This is a genomic window from Pseudomonas sp. efr-133-TYG-5, from assembly GCF_030209175.1.
In the GTDB taxonomy this organism is placed as follows: Bacteria; Pseudomonadota; Gammaproteobacteria; order Pseudomonadales; family Pseudomonadaceae; genus Aquipseudomonas.
The window spans coordinates 247669-266445 of the sequence record NZ_JARVSM010000006.1 but is presented as its reverse complement, the minus strand read 5'-3'; the positions used below and the strand labels follow the sequence as shown (position 1 = coordinate 266445).

The 18777-nt window shown below is 63.4% G+C and carries 13 protein-coding genes and 1 pseudogene; 4 read left to right on the top strand and 10 right to left on the bottom strand.

Going from position 1 to position 18777, the window contains the following annotated elements:
- Positions 1–67: 67 nt before the first annotated feature.
- From hutU to hutC, 3 genes are all read right to left on the bottom strand, one after another.
- Positions 68–1753, bottom strand: coding sequence for a urocanate hydratase (gene hutU / locus QRN70_RS20235; protein WP_285419674.1), 1686 nt, complete (start codon positions 1751–1753; stop codon positions 68–70).
- A 521-nt stretch (positions 1754–2274) separates the two neighbouring features.
- Positions 2275–2844, bottom strand: a complete 570-nt coding sequence (locus tag QRN70_RS20230; RefSeq protein ID WP_285419673.1) for a HutD/Ves family protein — start codon at positions 2842–2844, stop codon at positions 2275–2277.
- Positions 2841–3551 (bottom strand): histidine utilization transcriptional repressor HutC, encoded by a 711-nt coding sequence (gene hutC, locus QRN70_RS20225; protein WP_162803449.1) that lies wholly within the window; start codon positions 3549–3551, stop codon positions 2841–2843. The genes QRN70_RS20230 and hutC overlap by 4 nt, the downstream gene beginning before the upstream one ends.
- Positions 3552–3697: 146 nt before the next feature.
- Here hutC and QRN70_RS20220 point away from each other — a divergent pair, with 146 nt between their 5' ends.
- Positions 3698–5062 carry a formimidoylglutamate deiminase gene (locus tag QRN70_RS20220; RefSeq protein ID WP_285419672.1) on the top strand — a complete coding sequence of 455 codons (1365 nt, stop codon included), beginning with the start codon at positions 3698–3700 and terminating at the stop codon, positions 5060–5062.
- A 120-nt stretch (positions 5063–5182) separates the two neighbouring features.
- Here QRN70_RS20220 and QRN70_RS20215 read toward each other — a convergent pair whose 3' ends face one another.
- On the bottom strand, positions 5183–5752 hold the full coding sequence (locus QRN70_RS20215) for a lipocalin family protein (protein WP_285419671.1): 570 nt from the start codon (positions 5750–5752) through the stop codon (positions 5183–5185).
- Between the two features lie 31 nt (positions 5753–5783).
- Complete coding sequence (locus tag QRN70_RS20210) at positions 5784–6038, bottom strand: lipoprotein (RefSeq protein ID WP_042557222.1); 255 nt, start codon at positions 6036–6038, stop codon at positions 5784–5786.
- Positions 6039–6319: 281 nt separating this feature from the next.
- Between QRN70_RS20210 and QRN70_RS27840 the strand changes: the two are divergent.
- A pseudogene (locus QRN70_RS27840) lies at positions 6320–7354 on the top strand (HAMP domain-containing protein); the annotation flags it as partial.
- Between the two features lie 93 nt (positions 7355–7447).
- Positions 7448–8212 carry a methyl-accepting chemotaxis protein gene (locus QRN70_RS27835; RefSeq protein WP_502941650.1) on the top strand — a complete coding sequence of 255 codons (765 nt, stop codon included), beginning with the start codon at positions 7448–7450 and terminating at the stop codon, positions 8210–8212.
- Between the two features lie 134 nt (positions 8213–8346).
- On the opposite strand, the gene QRN70_RS20200 is transcribed toward QRN70_RS27835, so the two are convergent.
- The 5 genes from QRN70_RS20200 to QRN70_RS20180 form a co-directional block, all read right to left on the bottom strand.
- Positions 8347–8949, bottom strand: coding sequence for a DUF924 family protein (locus tag QRN70_RS20200; protein ID WP_285419669.1), 603 nt, complete (start codon positions 8947–8949; stop codon positions 8347–8349).
- Between the two features lie 3 nt (positions 8950–8952).
- On the bottom strand, positions 8953–9963 hold the full coding sequence (locus tag QRN70_RS20195; protein WP_003220797.1) for a class 1 fructose-bisphosphatase: 1011 nt from the start codon (positions 9961–9963) through the stop codon (positions 8953–8955).
- 327 nt (positions 9964–10290) lie between these two features.
- Positions 10291–11655: a DUF3999 domain-containing protein gene (locus tag QRN70_RS20190; RefSeq protein ID WP_285419668.1), complete on the bottom strand. Its 1365-nt coding sequence runs from the start codon at positions 11653–11655 to the stop codon at positions 10291–10293.
- A complete protein-coding gene (locus QRN70_RS20185) occupies positions 11652–15254 on the bottom strand; it encodes a DUF2339 domain-containing protein (protein ID WP_285419667.1) in 3603 nt (1200 codons plus the stop codon). The genes QRN70_RS20190 and QRN70_RS20185 overlap by 4 nt, the downstream gene beginning before the upstream one ends.
- A 254-nt stretch (positions 15255–15508) precedes the next feature.
- The gene (locus QRN70_RS20180) at positions 15509–17959 is read right to left on the bottom strand and encodes a glycogen/starch/alpha-glucan phosphorylase (RefSeq protein WP_285419666.1); all 2451 of its coding nucleotides are present in this window, start codon (positions 17957–17959) and stop codon (positions 15509–15511) included.
- A gap of 260 nt (positions 17960–18219) precedes the next feature.
- Here QRN70_RS20180 and QRN70_RS20175 point away from each other — a divergent pair, with 260 nt between their 5' ends.
- The gene (locus QRN70_RS20175) at positions 18220–18657 is read left to right on the top strand and encodes a YkgJ family cysteine cluster protein (protein ID WP_285419665.1); all 438 of its coding nucleotides are present in this window, start codon (positions 18220–18222) and stop codon (positions 18655–18657) included.
- Positions 18658–18777 lie beyond the last annotated feature (120 nt).

The following is an 18777-nucleotide window of genomic DNA, read 5'->3' as shown; positions in this document are numbered from 1 at the left end:
ACCTTCAACATCAATTCCGGCAGTGCCACCGCTATCGCTGGCAAGCCAGCTCCCACAGGAATCTGTGTTACTTGCCGCCGGTAATCATCGGCAGGTTTAGACCCTGCTCCTTGGCGCAGTCGATGGCGATCTGGTAACCGGCATCGGCGTGACGCATGACGCCGGTACCCGGGTCGTTGTGCAGCACACGGGCAATACGCGCCGCGGCTTCGTCAGTACCGTCGCAGACAATCACCATGCCCGAATGCTGGGAGAAGCCCATGCCGACGCCGCCGCCGTGGTGCAGGGACACCCAGGTCGCGCCGCTCGCGGTGTTCAGCAGCGCGTTGAGCAGTGGCCAATCGGACACGGCGTCGGAGCCGTCCTGCATCGATTCGGTTTCGCGGTTCGGGCTCGATACCGAGCCGGAGTCGAGGTGGTCGCGGCCGATGACGATCGGCGCCGACAGCTCGCCGCTACGGACCATTTCGTTGAACGCCAGACCGAGTTTGGCGCGCAGGCCCAGGCCGACCCAGCAGATCCGCGCCGGCAGACCCTGGAAGCTGATGCGCTCGCGCGCCATGTCCAGCCAGTTGTGCAGGTGTGCGTCGTCCGGGATCAGTTCCTTGACCTTGGCGTCGGTCTTGTAGATGTCTTGCGGATCACCCGACAGCGCCGCCCAGCGGAACGGGCCGATGCCACGGCAGAACAGCGGGCGGATGTAGGCCGGGACGAAACCCGGGAAGTCGAAGGCGTTCTCGACGCCCTCTTCCTGGGCCATCTGACGGATGTTGTTGCCGTAGTCGAAGGTCGGGATGCCTTGCTTCTGGAAGTCGAGCATCGCTTTGACGTGCACGGCCATCGATTGCTTGGCGGCCTTGATCACGGCGGCCGGCTCGGTCTTGGCACGGGCGCGGTACTCTTCCCAGGTCCAGCCGGCCGGCAGGTAGCCGTTCAGTGGGTCGTGGGCGCTGGTCTGGTCGGTGACCATGTCCGGGCGTACGCCACGCTTGACCAGTTCCGGCAGGATTTCCGCGGCGTTACCCAGCAGGGCGATGGAGATCGCTTTGCCTTCGGCGGTGTATTTGGCGATACGGGCCAGCGCGTCGTCGAGGTCCTTGGCCTGCTCATCGACGTAGCGGCTTTTCAGACGGAAATCGATGCTGACCTGCTGGCATTCGATGTTCAGCGAGCAGGCACCGGCCAGAGTGGCCGCCAGTGGCTGGGCACCGCCCATGCCGCCGAGGCCGGCGGTCAGCACCCACTTGCCCTTGAGGTTGTCGTTGTAGTGTTGGCGCCCGGCTTCGACGAACGTTTCGTAAGTGCCCTGGACGATGCCCTGGCTGCCGATGTAGATCCAGCTGCCGGCGGTCATCTGGCCGTACATGGCCAGGCCCTTGGCGTCGAGTTCGTTGAAGTGTTCCCAGGTGGCCCAGTGCGGCACCAGGTTGGAGTTGGCGATCAGCACGCGCGGGGCATTGCTGTGGGTCTTGAACACGCCGACCGGTTTGCCGGATTGCACCAGCAGGGTTTCGTCTTCGTTGAGGTTGGTCAGGCTTTCGACGATCTTGTCGTAGCACTCCCAGTTACGTGCCGCGCGACCGATGCCACCGTAGACCACCAGCTCTTTCGGGTTTTCGGCCACTTCCGGGTCGAGGTTGTTCATCAGCATGCGCAGCGGTGCTTCGGTCAGCCAGCTCTTGGCGGTCAGCTGGTTGCCGCGGGCGGCACGGATTTCGACGTTGCGGTACTTGGTGGACTTATTGTCAGTCACGAAAAAGACTCCTCAGCAATCAATTCAAACCAACCCTGGCAGTGGGCAAGCAGCCTGTGCGCATCAATGCACGACAAGCGAATCAGTCGACGCTGCGGACTTATACGCATACGTCTTTACTTGTACATACAAGCATATGCAATCAAGCGGCCAACTTGTTGGTGGAGCGTTCAAGAAAAACGGCAGGAAGGGCTGCAGAGCGCCTGAGACAAGGGTTGCGGCGTAGATGAAAATTTTCCCGGGGCTGTCCGGGGCCAGTGTGCGGCTGTTACGCAAGCGCGGTTTTGCGCCACGCTGGGGCGTTCGGTAACAAGTTGGTGCGCATTTCGGGAACGTCGGGACGAAAAAAAACCGCTGCCTTTAAAGCAGCGGTTTTTGCATCGCTCTTTGATCGTTGCCACGCTTTGCGTGGGAATGCCGCCATGTACGCTCCGCGTCCGCTCTGTGACGCCGAGCGTCATGAGAGGCAGTGCCAAGCGGACGATTAGACGCCCCGACGTGGGAACGATCAGAAGGGAGGATCAGCGCGGGGACAGCTCGATCACGCAGCAACCGGCATTGACGGCGATCTCCGTCAGCGCGGTGTTACCGTCCAGCTGCAGGCAATCATGACGGCCGAGTTGCGATGCACTGTCACCGACCGTGACCTCCAGCAGTTCGCTGACGCTGAAGACCAGCACGGTGCTCGCCGAACTGAAAAACCGCTGCTCAGCGTCCAGCCACTGCAATCGCGCGCTGTAGCGCTGCGGTGCGTAGATCAGATTGAAATCGCGGATCGCCCCGCCGAGCAACGTGCAGGACACCTGGCTTTCACCGCTGAACGCAAACGGGTCCAGCGCTAACAGCGGCCGCGTCTCTTCACCGTCGACGCACAGGGTCATGCCATCGCCCTGCAGTACGGTGATCACTCGCTGATAACCGGCGAAGGTGGAGAAACCACCGGACTCGGCGATGTCGGCAATCGACAGGCGCCAGCCGAAGCCCTCGAGGCCGGCACCGCTGTCGCGGGTGATTTCCTCGGTGCTGCCGCCGCCGTTTTTCCACGGCATGCGCGGGTAACCCTCGGCGCGTAGAACTTTCAAACCATTCATTTGTGAAAGCGTCCTTCCAGACGATGACGGGAACCGGGGTGGATCAGACGCGCCGCCGTCACTGGCTGACGCCCCGACCACGTACGGCGACGGATCAGCAGGCACGGCTCGCCCTTTTCAATCTGCAGCAGCTTGCACTCGGACGGCTCGGCGAGGATCGCTTCGACCACGTGCTCGCCTTCGGTCAGCGGCGCGACCTGATTCAGGTAGGCGTACGGCGTTTGCAGGGTGAAATCCTGCTTGAGGTATTCCGGGGCGACCAGGGCGTTGACGAAACGGTCTTCGATTTGCACCGGAATGTCGTTTTCGTAATGCACGATCAGCGAGTGGAAAACCTTCTGCCCTTCGCGCATGTCCAGGGCCAGGGCGCGCTCGGAACCGGCGGCCTCTTCTTCGAGGGTGATCACCTGGCACGTGTGGCGATGGCCGCGGGAGGCGATTTCGTCGGCGATGTTGTGCACTTCGAACAGCGCGGACTGGCTTTTCGGCTCGGCGACGAACGTGCCGACGCCCTGCATACGCACCAGCAGACCGTCGGCGGTCATCTCGCGCAGCGCACGGTTGATGGTCATGCGGCTGAAACCGAGCTGGCTGACCAGCTCGCTCTCGGACGGCACGCGGTAGTGCGGCGGCCAGTTACCGCTGTCGATCTGCTGGGTGATCATCTGTTTGACGCGGGCGTACAAGGGCGCCGGACTGTCGCCCATGTTCGCGGCCAACGGGGAGACTGGAGGCGGAGTCGGCACGGTTGATCCCTGTTCGTTTGATGAAGGTTGCTAGCTTGCCGGAGTTTACCGGGCAGGCAAACGTCTGTATATGTATATACAAATAACACACGATGGGGTGCCGAACCATGTCCGCCTTCTTTGCCGAACGCGCACTGCTGCCTAACGGATGGGCCAACGATGTACGTATTGAGGTCAGCGCCGATGGCCTGCTGACCAGAATCCAGGCCGATTCCACCGCAGATGGCGCTGAACGGCTGAAGGGCCCGCTGTTGCCGGGGATGCCGAACCTGCACTCCCACGCCTTCCAGCGCGCGATGGCGGGACTGGCGGAAGTGGCCGGCAATCCCAACGACAGTTTCTGGACCTGGCGCGATCTGATGTATCGCCTGGTCGGCAAAATCAGCCCCGATCAACTCGGTGTAATCGCCCGTCAGCTGTACATCGAAATGCTCAAGGCCGGTTACACCTCGGTGGCCGAATTCCACTATGTGCACCACGACCAGAACGGCCAGCCGTATGCCGACCCCGCCGAACTGGCGCTGCGCATCAGCCAGGCGGCCGGTGAAAGCGGCATCGGCCTGACCCTGCTGCCGGTGCTCTACAGCCACTCGGGTTTTGGCGGCCAGACGCCCAATGACGGCCAGCGGCGGTTCATCAACAGCACGGAAAACTACCTGAACCTGCAATCGCGCCTGCAGCCTTTACTGGCGCAGCAACCGGCGCAATCGCTGGGCCTGTGCTTCCACTCGCTGCGCGCGGTGACGCCGCAGCAGATCAGCGACGTGCTGGCGGCCAGCGACCGGCAATGCCCGGTGCACATCCACATCGCCGAACAGCAGAAGGAAGTCGACGACTGCCTGAGCTGGAGCGGTCGGCGGCCGTTGCAGTGGCTGTACGAAAATGCCGAGGTCGATCAGCGCTGGTGCCTGGTTCACGCCACTCACGCCAACGCGGAAGAAGTCTCGCTGATGGCCAGGAGTCGAGCCATCGCCGGTCTGTGCCTGACCACCGAAGCCAACCTCGGCGACGGCATCTTCCCGGCGGTGGATTTCCTTGCCCAGGGCGGGCGCATGGGTATCGGTTCCGACAGCCACGTGTCGCTCAGCGTGGTCGAGGAATTGCGCTGGCTGGAATACGGCCAGCGCCTGCGCGATCAACGGCGTAACCGTCTGTACGGGACGGATCAGCCGATGGTCGGCCGCACCTTGTATGACGCGGCACTGGAGGGCGGCGCCCAGGCACTGGGGCAGCCGATCGGCGCCCTGGAAGTCGGCAAGCGCGCCGACTGGATCGTGCTCGATGGCAGCGATCCGTATCTGGCCACGGCCAGTGGCGACGGCATTCTCAATCGCTGGCTGTTCGCCGGCGGCGATCGCCAGGTGCGCGATGTGCTGGTCAACGGTCAGTGGGTGGTGCGTGATGGCCGGCATGCGGGTGAAGAAGCGAGTGCCCGGGCGTTCACCCAGGTACTGCGCGAACTTTTAGGCTGACACGAAACGAAATGTGGGAGCGGGCTTGCTCGCGAAAGCGGTGTATCAGTCGATATTTCAGTCAACTGACACGCCCTCTTCGCGGGCAAGCCCGCTCCCACATTTGATCTTTGCCGATGCTCAGTTCGAGGTCTTGGCCATCTGCCGGTCCGACGCACGCCAGATCAGTCGCGTGGTGTCGTAGCCCTGCTGGCGTGCCTTGCTCAGCAGCTCCTCGCGCACTACACCGTTGACGGTCGGCGTGCGCGACAGCAGCCACAGGTACTTGCGGCTCGGGTCGCCGACGATAGCGGTCTTGTAGTCGTCGCTGACATACAACACCCAGTATTGCCCCTTCGCCACGCCCGGAATCAGCCGCGAGAACCACGTATCGAACTCGACCCACAATTTGTCGGTCTTGCCCGGCACCTGTGGATAAGCCGTGCCCTTGGCCTCTTCCCATTGCCAGTCGGCAGTCAGGCAGCGGTTGAGCACATCGACGTTGCCGTCCGGCTTGAGCGAATAGTGGGCTTCGGATTGCGCGCAATTGCGCTGGAAATACATCGGCAGGCGCGCCAGCTCGTACCAGGTGCCCTGATAACGCTTGAGATTGACGCTGTTGACCGTCTTCGGCGCCAGCGGATCTTCACCGTGAGTGGCGCAGCCGGCCAGTACCAGGCCGGCAAAAAGGACAAGCAATAACCGCTTCATTGTTTTACTCCCGTGGGCGCGTAGCCCCGGTTTACTTCAGGCCTTGGCCGGAAAACATCAGCACTTTGTCACCGGCGTACTGCACGCTGATAAAGCTGTTCTTGTCGCCCCAGGTGCAACTGGACATGCCGAGCGCGCCCGAGCAATCGGTCGGTTTGCCGAGCAGCGTCTCAACCTCGGCCTTGGCCATGCCGGCGGACAGCTTGGCGTAGTTTTCCTGGTTGACCTTGCTGCATGCGGCCAGCAGCACGCAAAAGGACAGAAGGGCGATAGATCGCAGCGACATGGTGTAACTCCTGGAACGAGGGGGGATGGCATGGTGCCAACCAGAAGCTTAGAAGAGAAAAGTGTCATCTGGTTCCCTCGCCGGGCGGCTATTTCTCTGGCCGCTCGTCCGGCTTTTGCCGAGAAATCAGATACTTTGTGGGGCTATTGCGCATTTCGTCGCATTTCGTCACAGCCGCCTAATCTTTGGCGCCGCGCGGTCGAAATAAGAGCAGCGCAAAGCCCCCGGTTGTGGCAAATTGCCGCCCTTTCTTGACCAGCCCCTTCGCGGTAGCTCCCTTAATGACCAGAAACATGAAATTCAGCCACAAGATCCTGCTGGCCGCCGCCCTCGTGGTGGCCGTTGCGTTCGCCTGTTTTATTCTGTTCAACGACTATCGCCAGCGCGAAACCCTGCGCAGCAGCACCGATGCCTCGATGCAGGAACTCGGCAGCCTGACCACCAGCAACATCCAGACCTGGCTGGAGAGCCGCATCCAGCTGCTGCAATCGCTGGCACAGCAGGTCGCCGCCGACGGTAGCGCACCCGCCAGCCTCAAGCGCATCATCGACCTGCCGGCCTACACCGGCAATTTCCAGCTCAGCTATTTCGGCGGTGCCGACGGCGTGATGTTCTCCGTGCCGGCCGGCAACCGCGCGCCGGATTACGACCCGCGCGCCCGCGGCTGGTACAAGGCCGCCAACAGCGCCCAGCAGACCATCGTCACCGAACCGTACATCGCGGCGTCGTCGGGCAAACTGGTGATCACCGTCGCCACCCCGGTGCAGCGCCAGGGCCAGATGATCGGCGTCGCCGGTGCCGACATCGACCTGACCAGCGTCAGCGCGATCATCAACTCGCTGAACTTCGGCGGCCACGGTCACGCCTTCATCGTCAGCAGCGAAGGCAAGATCCTGATTCACCCGGACAGCAAACTGGTGCTCAAGACCCTCGCCGAGGCCTACCCGAACGGCGCGCCCAAGGTCAGCCCGGGCCTGAAGGAAGTCGAGTTCGACGGCAAGACCCAACTGATCTCCTTCACCCGCGTCAACGGCGTGCCGTCGGCCGACTGGTACGTCGCGCTGGTGCTGGACAAAGACACCGCGTTCTCGATGCTCAGCGAATTCCGTACCTCGGCGCTGATCGCCATGGTCATCGCCGTGGTCATCATCATCGCCCTGCTCGGCATGCTGATTCGCGTGCTGATGCAGCCGCTGCTGACCATGGGTCGCGCGATGCATGACATCGCCGAGGGCGAAGGCGACCTGACCAAGCGCCTGACCATCCACGGCCACGATGAATTCGGTGCGCTGGGCGTGTCGTTCAACCGATTCGTCGAGCGTATTCATACCTCGATCCGCGAAGTGTCCTCGGCCACCGGCCAGGTCAATGAAGTCGCCCTGCGCGTGGTCGCGGCGTCGAACTCGTCGATGTACAACTCCGACCAGCAGGCGAGCCGCACCAACAGCGTCGCGGCGGCCATCAATCAGCTCGGCGCCGCCGCCCAGGAAATCGCCCAGAACGCCGCCCTCGCCTCGCAGCATTCCAGCGACGCGCGCAGCCTGGCGGTCGACGGCCAGCAGGTTGTGGATAAAACCATTCACGCCATGCAGCAGCTGTCGGCAAAAATCAGCGACTCCTGCGGCAATATCGAAACCCTCAACAGCAACACGGTGAACATCGGGCAGATTCTCGAAGTGATCACCAGCATCTCCCAGCAGACCAACCTGCTGGCGCTCAACGCCGCCATCGAAGCAGCCCGCGCCGGTGAGGCCGGCCGTGGTTTCGCGGTGGTGGCTGATGAAGTACGCAACCTCGCCCACCGCACCCAGGATTCGGCGCAGCAAGTGCAGAAGATGATCGAAGAGCTGCAGGTCGGCGCACGCCAGGCGGTCAGCATCATGACCGAGAGCCAGCGCGAGAGTGAAACCAGCGTCGGCATCGCCAACCAGGCCGGCGAACGCCTGGGCAGCGTGACCCAGCGCATCGGCGAGATCGACGGCATGAACCAGTCAGTGGCCACCGCCACCGAAGAGCAGACCGCCGTGGTCGAGTCGATCAACGTCGACATCAACGAGATCAACACGCTGAACCAGGAAGGTGTGGAAAACCTGCAGGCGACCCTGCGGGCCTGCGCGGATCTGGAGCAGCAGGCGGCGCGGTTGAAGCATCTGGTGGGCAGCTTCAGGATCTAAGGCGCGACCACTGGCCTCTTCGCGAGCAAGCCCGCTCCCACAGGGATCTTCGGTGTTAACACAATATGTGTTCCACCATAAGGCACTGTGGGAGCGGGCTTGCTCGCGAAGGCGGCAGCAGCCTTAACGCAAGTTTAGAATCGCGAACCTGGCCCGGCGAGGAACTCAAGTTCTTCCGCCGTCGACTCCCGCCCCAACACCGCATTGCGATGCGGAAACCGGCCAAACCGGGCAATCACTTTGCGATGCCGTTCGGCATAGTCCAGATTGTCGGCAAACACCGCTCGCTCGCCTTCCGGCTGTTCTGCCACCAGATCGATAAACCGCGAAACGGCTTCGTTCTGCACCGCAAGGTTTTCGCAGTGTTCGAACACCAGATAAATGAACACCCGCTGGATCGGCTTCAATTGCCGGTCGAAGTCGGCGGCAATGCCTTGCGCGACGAGTTTCTGCGCGCGCAGATCACCGGAAAATGCTTTGGGGGAATCGCGAAAGATCATTCGCGGCAGTTGATCGAGCAACAGCACCAGTGCCAGCCAACCTTCGGGACGTTGCGTCCACTCGGTCAATCCGCCGGCCAGGGCCTGATCGACAAAGACCCCGAAACGCTCTCGCGCCTCGAGGTCTTGGCGGTCTTTCTTGCCGAACCACAACTTGCCCTTGTCAGCCGATATGTCGTCCGGTGATTCGGCGTGTCCGAACCACCAATCGAGCAACGGCTGCCAGGGCGCGTGCATGGCTTATTCCTTGTGGTAAGCCGTGGCGCGGGCGACTTCTTCCTTCGAACCGAGGAACACCGCAACACGCTGGTGCAGGCCTTCAGGCTGAATGTCGAGGATGCGCTGGTGACCGTCGGTGGACGCGCCGCCCGCCTGCTCCACCAGGAACGACATCGGGTTGGCTTCGTACATCAGGCGCAGCTTGCCCGGCTTGGACGGCTCGCGGCTGTCGCGCGGGTACATGAACAGACCGCCACGGGTCAGGATGCGGTGCACGTCGGCCACCATCGCCGCCACCCAGCGCATGTTGTAGTTCTTCTTCAACGGGCCTTCCTCGCCGGCCAGCAGTTCGCTGACGTAGCGTTGTACCGGGGCTTCCCAATGACGCTGGTTGGACATGTTGATGGCGAATTCCTGGGTGGTTTCAGGAATGGTGATGTCTTCGTGAGTGAGGACGAAGCTGCCCATCTCGCGGTCCAGGGTGAAGCCCTTGACGCCGTCGCCCAGGGTCAGCACCAGCATGGTCTGCGGGCCGTAGATGGCGTAGCCGGCGGCCACCTGCTGGGTGCCTGGCTGCAGGAAGGCCTTTTCGTTCAGGGCTTCGTTCTGGCTCAGGTATTCGTTCGGGCAACGCAGTACCGAGAAGATGGTGCCGACCGGGGCGTTGATATCGATGTTCGACGAACCGTCCAGCGGGTCGAATACCAGCAGGTACGCGCCTTTCGGGTATTTGCCCGGGATCTGGTAGGCGTTGTCCATTTCTTCGGACGCCATGCCGGCCAGGTGACCGCCCCATTCGTTGGCTTCGAGCAGGATCTCGTTGGATAGCACGTCGAGTTTCTTCTGCACTTCGCCTTGCACGTTCTCAGTGCCCATGCTGCCCAGAACACCACCGAGGGCGCCTTTGGACACGGCGTGGCTGATCTCCTTGCAGGCACGCGCCACCACTTCGATCAGGAAGCGCAGATCGGCAGGAGTGTTGTTGCTGCGGGTCTGCTCAATCAAATAGCGACTCAAGGTAACGCGGGACATGGACGGCTCCGGTGGAATGGGGGGCTAAAAACCCGCGCAGTTTACAGGGAGTCTGAAAACGTAGCGAGCGATGACGCCCGGTAACGTGCGTCGGGGCGCATTTGCCTGCATCAGACGTGATCGGCCGAAGAGAGTTCAGGCGCCGCAATCAGCGTAGTTGGAAACGGGACGGGTGGTGCATGGCGCATTCGTCCGCACGGAATTTTTATTGCCTGACCGGACGCCTTCGCGAGCAGGCTCGCTCCCACATTGACCGCGTGCATCGGGGCGACCCGGTCAAATGTGGGAGCCAGCCTGCTCGCGAATGGCGCGCAGCGCCCGCCGTTCTCAGGAATGGGTCGGTGGCTTGCGCAGCAGGCTCACCGCCATCGCCGCGAGGAACAGCACACTCACCAGCAGCACCGCCCACAGGCCGATCTTCTTCCAGTTGGTTTCGGCGACGGCGACCGTGGTGGCGGGCGCGGCGGCGCTGACGACGGCATCGCCCTGCACCGTGGCCTTGCCAAGGGTCGCCAGTTTCGCCGCGGTGAAATCCGGAATCAGCGTGGTCAGCGGCAGATTCGCCGCTCTGGCGCCGGGGTTGCCCAGGGCCAGGCTGTACGGCCCCTCGCCGCGAGCGAGGAAGATCACCTGCGTGGCGCGCACGGCGTACTTCAGGCCCGGTGCCTGTGCGCCGAGACCACCACCGCGCTCGTCGACCGTCAGCTTCAGTTGTTGCAGGGTCTGCCCGTCGAGCGGCAATTCGTTCTGCAGCACGTCCTGGCCATTCTGGGTCAGGCGATAGAGCAGGCCACTGCTGACGTTCTGCCACGGCAGGCTGCTGTCACGCCGGCCGCTTAGGCTCACTGGTGCGAGGCTGTTGGCCTGCTGCAACTCGACCTGGACCCGTTCGATGTTCAGGCCCATGGGCAATTGCCAGGTGTACTCGCCCGCCTTGGTGCTGCTGCCGGCCAGTGCCGGCGACCACACCAGCGGCAGCGGCAAGTGGCGCGGATCGCTGCTTTTCAGTTGCGCCGAGGTCAGGGTCGGTGCCGATGCCGGCGCCTGCCACAGCAGGCGCACGTAACGCGCGGTCTGCCCCGGCAGCGTCACTTCGTGCTGTTCGATGCGCTCGTCGGAGAACGTCAGGCGGGCGACCTGACCTTCGCCCCAGGACTGCCAGTGCTGCAAGTCGTCGCTGGCCTCGATGCTGAAACGCTGGAAGCCGTCGCGCTCGCTGGTCCAGTCGAGAATCAGCTGCTGCAACGGCGCCTTGATAGCGCTGGCGTCGAGCAGCCAGCCGCGCAGCATTTCCTCGCCCGCCTCCAGTTGGCTGGACGGTTGCACCTGCACCAGGGTGCCGCTGGTGGTGGACTGAATGCGCACGCTCGGCGCGTGCTCAGTGGCATCGGCGGCGTTGTACAGCGGGAACCATTTGACCTCGTGCAACTGGCCGTCGTCGCGAGTTTGCGCCGACTCGCGCGCCAGGGCGTAGGCCTGCGGCTCACCGGCGGCGTTGAAGACCCGCAGGTCGCTGAGATCGGTCTGGCGCGCCTGCAATTGCGCACTCAGCGGCAGCTCCAGGCGATACCACGGGCCGTTGCCGCTGATCGCCAACGGCACCTGCGTGGCGAAATCGGCCGGTTTGTCCTGAGCGCCTGCCGCCATCACCACGCCCAGCGCCAACCATCCCAGATTCAGCATGCGACTCAAGATGACACTCCTTCGGTTTGCGGTGCGGGTTTGTCCGCCGCCGGTTCGGCCTCGACGCGTTTGGGCGGCAGCGGCGCAAAGTAGCCCACCACCAGCAGCAACACGCCGACGCCGATAAACGAGACGATCCGCGCCAGACCACCGCGATTGCTCAATTCGACAAAGATCAGTTTGGCCACCACCAGGGCAATCAGCGCGGCGCCGATCAGCCACACCTCGCGGCGATGACGCAGATGGCCACCGATCATCAGCCCCAGCGCCATCAGGGTCCAGACGATCGACAACCCGGCCTGCACCAGCATCGAGTCGAGCAACAGGTCGAGCTCGAACGGGATCCCGGCCCAATGGTGCGCGGCGCGGGTGACCAACGCGGTGCAGAAGGCGAACAGCGAAAGCCCGGCGACCATCTGCGTGGCGTACTCGGCGTAATCCTTGCGCAGGGCAAACTGCGTCACCGCATAACGCGACCACAGGTAAACCCCGAACAGGGCGAACAGCAGACCCAATTCCAGCGGGTTGAGCAGCGGCACATAAGGCAGCGGTTCGGCGTTGCCATCGCTGACGCCGTTGGCCAGCCAGAACCACGCCAGCATCAGCACCGCCAACGGCGCAGCGGCGTACAAGCGGTATTCGCGAGCAAACGCCGCCACCGGCCACGGCCAGTTGCGCGGAGCCGCCGCCAGCAGCAGGTACAGGCTCGGCAGAATTGCCCAGCCCAGCCAGCGCCAGGCGTTGTATTGCTCGGACAACAGCAGCAGGCCGTAGCGCAACTCCAGCGCCAGCACGCCGATCAGCAGCCAGCAGCCGAGCACATGCGCCGCGCTCAAGGCTCGCGTCGGCAGCATTGGCGCCAACCGCCGCACGCTGAAGAAGTGCACGACAAACACCAGCGCCCACGCCAGCCAGCCGACATTCGCCGCCGGGTGATAACGCGAATGCCAGGCCGCCAGCAGCACCAGTCCTGCCGCCGGCATCAGCAAGGTGCAGAGCAGGCCCAGCGCCGGCCATTTCAGGCGCAGCGACAGCAATGTCCACAGCGCCACACTCAGCGCGGCAACCAGCAGCAACAACGTCGCCTGCAGATTCAGTGGCGCGAAACGCAGCACTTCGCTGACCCACGCCAGCGCCCACCAACCGGCGCCCCACACCAGCAGGACTTCGGATAGACGCTGCAAACTCAGCGCATCGAACGCCGAAGCATGATGACCCCGTTGCAGACGCCAGGCACCGACCAGCGCGGCCAGCCCCAACACCAGCGGCGTCCAGAAGCCGCCATGGGCCAGCGGCCGCAGACCTTCGCTGGACAGCGGCCCGAGTAGTTCGGGACCGGCCAGTAGAAACGCCGCACCACCGATCAACTGCAACAGCAGGCCAAAGACAAAACTCACGCGCTGCTTGAGGTACAGGCTGAGCCAGATGATCAACAGGCCGCTCGCCGCCCACACCGCACTCGCGGTCTGCCACGGCAGGACGAACAGCACCGCCAGATTGATCAGCACCAGCCCCGCCAGCAGCACCACCGACAGACCGCGCAGCAGCCGCACATCGCCGCGCACCATGTCATCGCGGGCGGCCAGGAGCATCCCGGCGATCAACGCCAGGCCGATCAGCGACGCACTGAGCAGGCCGCTCCAGCCGGCGCTGAACACCGCCGCCGACTCTTCACCCGCACCTTGCAGACGCAACAGGAACAACGCGCCACCGAGCAGCTGCACGGCGAACGCAGTGAACAGGAACGTGCGCGATTGCAGGCGCAGGCCGACGAACAGGGTCACCAGCCCGGCCAGTGCCCAACTGATCGCCGTGCCCTGTACGAAGAAAAACAGCGGTGCCAGCAAGTACAGGAAAGTCAGGCCCAACGCCGCCAGCACCGGCAAACCCTGACGCTCCCACGCTGACGCCTGTTCCGCCGAGGCTTTGCGCAATTGATGGAAACTGAACAGCAACGCGATGCCGAGCATCAACGCGCCGAGCGGTGCGCCGTCGAGCAGGCTGCTTTCGCCAAGCCGCAACTGACTGAGAAAGGCCAGCGCCGAACCCAGTTGCAGCAGCAGGGCAAACGCCCGGGCGAACGGCCGCTGCTGACGCAGGCCGAGCCAGAAAATCCCCGCGCCTTCCACCGCCCACGCCGCCGAAGTCCAGCGCGCATCCAGCCCCAGCGGAATCGCCAGACTGGCGAAAATCACCCCCAGCGCCAGGCAGGTTTCGCCGAGCAGCAGCGCCCGACCGCCCATCAGCACCCGGGCCAGTCCCATGTAGATCACGCCCAGCGCCAGAGCACTGAACGCCGCGGCGAATTCCACATGCTGGACCAGCGCGAACTGCAGGCCGAAGCCCACCAGCGGCGGGCCGAACAGCATCGTGCCGTCGACGTAATCGCCCTTGCGCGCCGACCAGTGCAGCAGCGCCGCACGATCGTCATCCGCCGGCGCATCGGCCATGTCGAGCAACTTGCGCCGGGCGAACAGCAGGCCGATGGCCAGGTACATCAGGAAGAACAGCAGCAGGAACGGCTCGGTGCTCCACAACAACTGCGGCGCATACGAACGCAGGCCCCAGGCAAAGCCGATGCCGAAGGTGCCGACGAAACCGATCAGGTTGAGCAGGCGCCAGGCCTTGAACCAGGCGATGGCAAGAATGCCGGCATTGAGCAGGGCGAAATAGCTGAACAGCGCGACATGGTTGCCCTCCCCGGTCGAGGTCAGGATCGGCGCGGCGAAGCCGCCCAGCGCGGCGGCAGCGGCCAGCCCCAGGGCATCCTGAGTAATGGCGAGAATCGCCGAAAATACCGTGACCGCCACCAGCAAACCCAGCGCCGCAGACGGCTCGAGCAATGGATGCAGGCGCATCGCCGCAAACACCGTCAGGTACAGCACCGCGATACCGGTGCCTTGCAGAATCAGCGCATAGCTGCTGTTGCGATGGCGCAACCACCAGCCCAGCGCGAGCAATCCGAGTGCCGCCGCCGCGACGCCGGCGTAGCGCAATTCGATCGGCACCACCATGCCTTCGGTGGCGTAGCGCAACAGGAAGGCCAGGCCGAAAAACAGCAGCACGACACCGACACGCAGCACGGTGTTGCCGCCAAACAGCCAGTTGCGCGCCGCGCTGATGCCGCGTTCGATCAGGTTCGGGCCGCGAGGTGCGGCAGGCTGTGCCGGTGACGCAGGCTCGGTCGTGACGGCGTCCAGCTGCCAGACATCGGCCGGCAGCGGTTGACGGGTTTCGCTGCCAACGGCGCTGACCGGTTCGAGCTCGGGCGGCAGTTCCCAGACCAGATCCGCCGTGGTGGCGGTGGGGCTGGAGGGCGCAGAAACGATGACCGGGTCGGCGACGGCGTCCGCAACCGGCACAACACTCGGCGGGCTGCTGCGCAAGCCGGCACCTTCCAGCAGAAACAGGCGCTGCTCGACGGTCTGCAAGGCGACTCTGGCCTGTTCAAGTTGCCGCTGCTGTTCGGCGGTCTGCGTGTCCAGGCGGGCGATGCGCAGCGTCTGGCCCGTCGCCAGTCCGAGCAGCGCGCCCAGCAGGGCGGCGCTGAACGACTCGTCGAGCAGCCAGCCGAGCACCAGCCCGATCAACATGAACATCCATTGCATGGTCGATATCCCTAAGCAGCCCCAAGACAGGGCGAGTCCGGCGATCACTTCAGTCTAGGCACAAACCCAGTGGCAGCGAGCCTGCTCGCGAAAGCGGTTTGTCAGCCAACATTTCTGTTCAACATGACAAGCGCTTCGCGAGCAGGCTCGCTCCCACATTGGATCGGTGGTGACTGGAGCATCCGGTAACCGGCGCTCAGTATATCGATCCGGCCCAACAAACGTTGGGCCTTGCGCACATTTGTAGTGGAAAGTTACTCCAGCGCTTTCCAGATATCGGTGGCGTATTCGCGGATCGTCCGGTCCGAGGAGAACCAGCCCATGCGTGCCGTATTGAGCACCGCCGAGCGCCACCAGTTGTTGCTGTCGTGCCAGTGCGCGTCGACACGCATCTGCGCTTCCCAGTACGAGTCGAAGTCGGCGCAGACCAGGAAGCGATCGTAGTCCACCAGCGAATCGATCAGCCCGGTGTAGCGCGAGGTGTCGTCCGGCGAGAACACGCCGCTGCGGATCGCCTGCAGCACATCGTTGAGACGATGGGACGCGGCAATGTCCGGCGCGGCGCTGAACTCGTGGTTCTGCTTGCGCGCTTCGACCTGCTGGGCGCTGAGGCCGAAGATGAACATGTGCTCGGCACCGATGCGCTCGCACATTTCCACGTTGGCTCCGTCGAGGGTGCCGATGGTCAGCGCGCCGTTGAGGCCGAACTTCATGTTGCTGGTGCCCGAGGCCTCGAAACCGGCGGTGGAGATCTGCTCCGACAGGTCCGCCGCCGGAATGATGCTTTCCGCCAGGCTGACGTTGTAGTTGGGCAGGAACACCACTTTCAGCAGGCCGCGCACGGTCGGGTCGTTGTTCACCACGCGGGCGATATCGTTGGTCAGCTTGATGATCAGCTTGGCCTGGTGATAACTGGCCGCCGCTTTACCGGCGAAGATTTTTACCCGCGGCACCCAGTCGATTTCCGGCTCGGCGCGGATCGCCTGGTACAGCGCCACGGTGTGCATCAGGTTGAGCAACTGGCGCTTGTATTCGTGGATCCGCTTGACCTGCACGTCGAACATCGCCGCCGGATTGACCGCAATCCCCAGCCGCTCGTGAATCAGATAGGCCAGGGCCTTCTTGCTGTGCAGGCGCTGCTCGGCGAAGGCTTTGCGGAACGGCGCTTGCTCGGCGAACGGTTCGAGGTCGAGCAGGCGCTCCTCGGGATGGTCGAGCACCTCCGGGCCGAGGGCATCGACCAGCATCGAGGTCAGCTCGGCGTTGGCCTGGAACAGCCAGCGGCGGAAGGTGATGCCGTTGGTCTTGTTGTTGATCCGCTCCGGGTAGAGCTTGTGCAGTTCGGCGAACACGGTCTTGCGCATCAGCTGCGTGTGCAGCCCGGACACACCGTTGACGCTGTGCGACCCGAGGAACGCGAGGTTGCCCATGCGCACCCGGCGCCCGTTGTCTTCCTCAATCAGCGACACCGCGCGCAACACGTCGAAATCGTGGATGCCCTTGGCCCGCAACGAATCGATGTGCTGGGCGTTGATCAGGTAAATGATCTGCATGTGCCGCGGCAGCATGCGTTCCATCAGGCCCACTGGCCAGGTTTCCAGGGCTTCCGGCAGCAGCGTGTGGTTGGTGTACGACAGTGTGTCGACGGTGACTTGCCATGCCGCGTCCCAGGCCACGTCGTAGACGTCGACCAGTTGCCGCATCAGCTCGGCCACGGCAATCGAGGGGTGGGTGTCGTTGAGCTGGATCGCCGCGTGATCGCCCAGGGTCAGCACCGAGGTGTGCATGTTGCGATGACGGCGCAGCAGGTCCTGCAAGGACGCGGCGACGAAGAAATACTCCTGGCGCAGGCGCAGTTCCTGGCCGGCCTCGGTGCTGTCCGCCGGGTACAGTACGCGGGAAATACTCTCGGCCCGCGCCACTTCGGCGACGGCGCCCAGGTGGTCACCGGCGTTGAAGCGCTCCAGGTGCAGGTCTTCCATCGCCCGCGCGCGCCACAGGCGCAAGGTGTTGACGCTCGCTCCGCGCCAGCCGACCACCGGCGTGTCGTAGGCAATCGCGCGCACGGTCTCTGCCGGCGACCAGACCTGCTTGGTCTTGCCGCTGGCATCGGTGACGGTTTCGACGCTGCCACCGAAACCGATGGCGTAGACCACTTCCGGACGCTCGAACTCCCATGGGTTGCCGAAATCCAGCCAGTGTTCGGTCTGCTCCTGCTGCCAGCCATCGACGATGGCCTGGCGGAACAGGCCGTGTTCATAACGAATGCCGTAGCCATGACCGGCGATGCCGAGGGTCGACATGCTTTCCATGAAGCACGCCGCCAGACGGCCGAGGCCGCCGTTGCCGAGCGCGGCATCCGGTTCCAGCAGACGGATGCGCTCCAGGTCGACACCGAGTTCGGTCAGTGCCTCGCGGGCCACGTCGAGCAGGCCGAGGTTGCTCAGGCTGTCGTAGAGCAGCCGACCGATGAGGAATTCCAGCGAGAGGTAATACACCCGCTTCTGGCCTTTGCGGTAGATCTGCCGGGTGTGGTCCATCCAGTGCTCGACCATGTGATCGCGCGCCGCCAGGGCAATGGCTTCGAACCAGTCATGGTCGAAGGCGTGATCCGGGTCTTTACCCACCGCGTAGGTGAGCTTGGTCAGGACGGCATCGCGAAATGCGGCCACCTCTGCTTCGCGAACTAGTGGTTCTTGAGTCATCGATAGGACCTCGAGCGAGCGGGGAATTGTCAGAGCCTAGACGGTCTGACCGACGGTCGGGGCTCTGGTTCGGCAGTTTTTCCTGAGAGTGCGAGATCGTCCGGCAATACCTTGGCGCATGGGCTAATGAATGCAGGGGCCGTGCCGAATTGTCCCCCCTGTATTCGATGCAAAGAAAAAATCTGGCGAAAGGTTGTTCAAAAATCCACCAGTCCCGGTATGATCGCGCGCCCTGATGCATACGCCTGGTAATTGCCGAGATGATGAAGCCCAACCTGATCGCCGCCGCCGAGATCGACCGTCTCGATACGTGGGCCAAATATACGGCACCGATGTGCGGTTCCTGTGTATCCAGCTGCTGCACGCTGCCGGTCGAGGTCAAGATCAAGGACCTGGTGCGCATCGGCGTGGTCGACGAGTTCGAACTGGGCGACCCGCCGAAGAACATCGCCAAGCGTCTGCAAAAGGAAGGGCTGGTCGAGCGTTTCAATCAGAAGTCGGGGATCTTCACCCTGCAGCGCATGAGCAACAACGATTGCTACTACCTGGATCGTAAGAGCCGCCTGTGCACCATTTATGACAAGCGCCCGGATACCTGCCGCAATCACCCGAAGATCGGTCCGCGGCCGGGCTATTGCGCGTACAAGCCGAAAGAAGTCGAGCGCGTGCAGAATTCACGCTCGATCGAGAAGTTCTGACCTTTCCTGAAATTCTCGGCGCCTGTCAGGCCGCCATCGCTGGCAAGCCAGCTCCCACATTGACTGGTCGTACACAAGATTCATCTGCGCCGCAAAACTCTGTGGGAGCGAGCCCGCTCG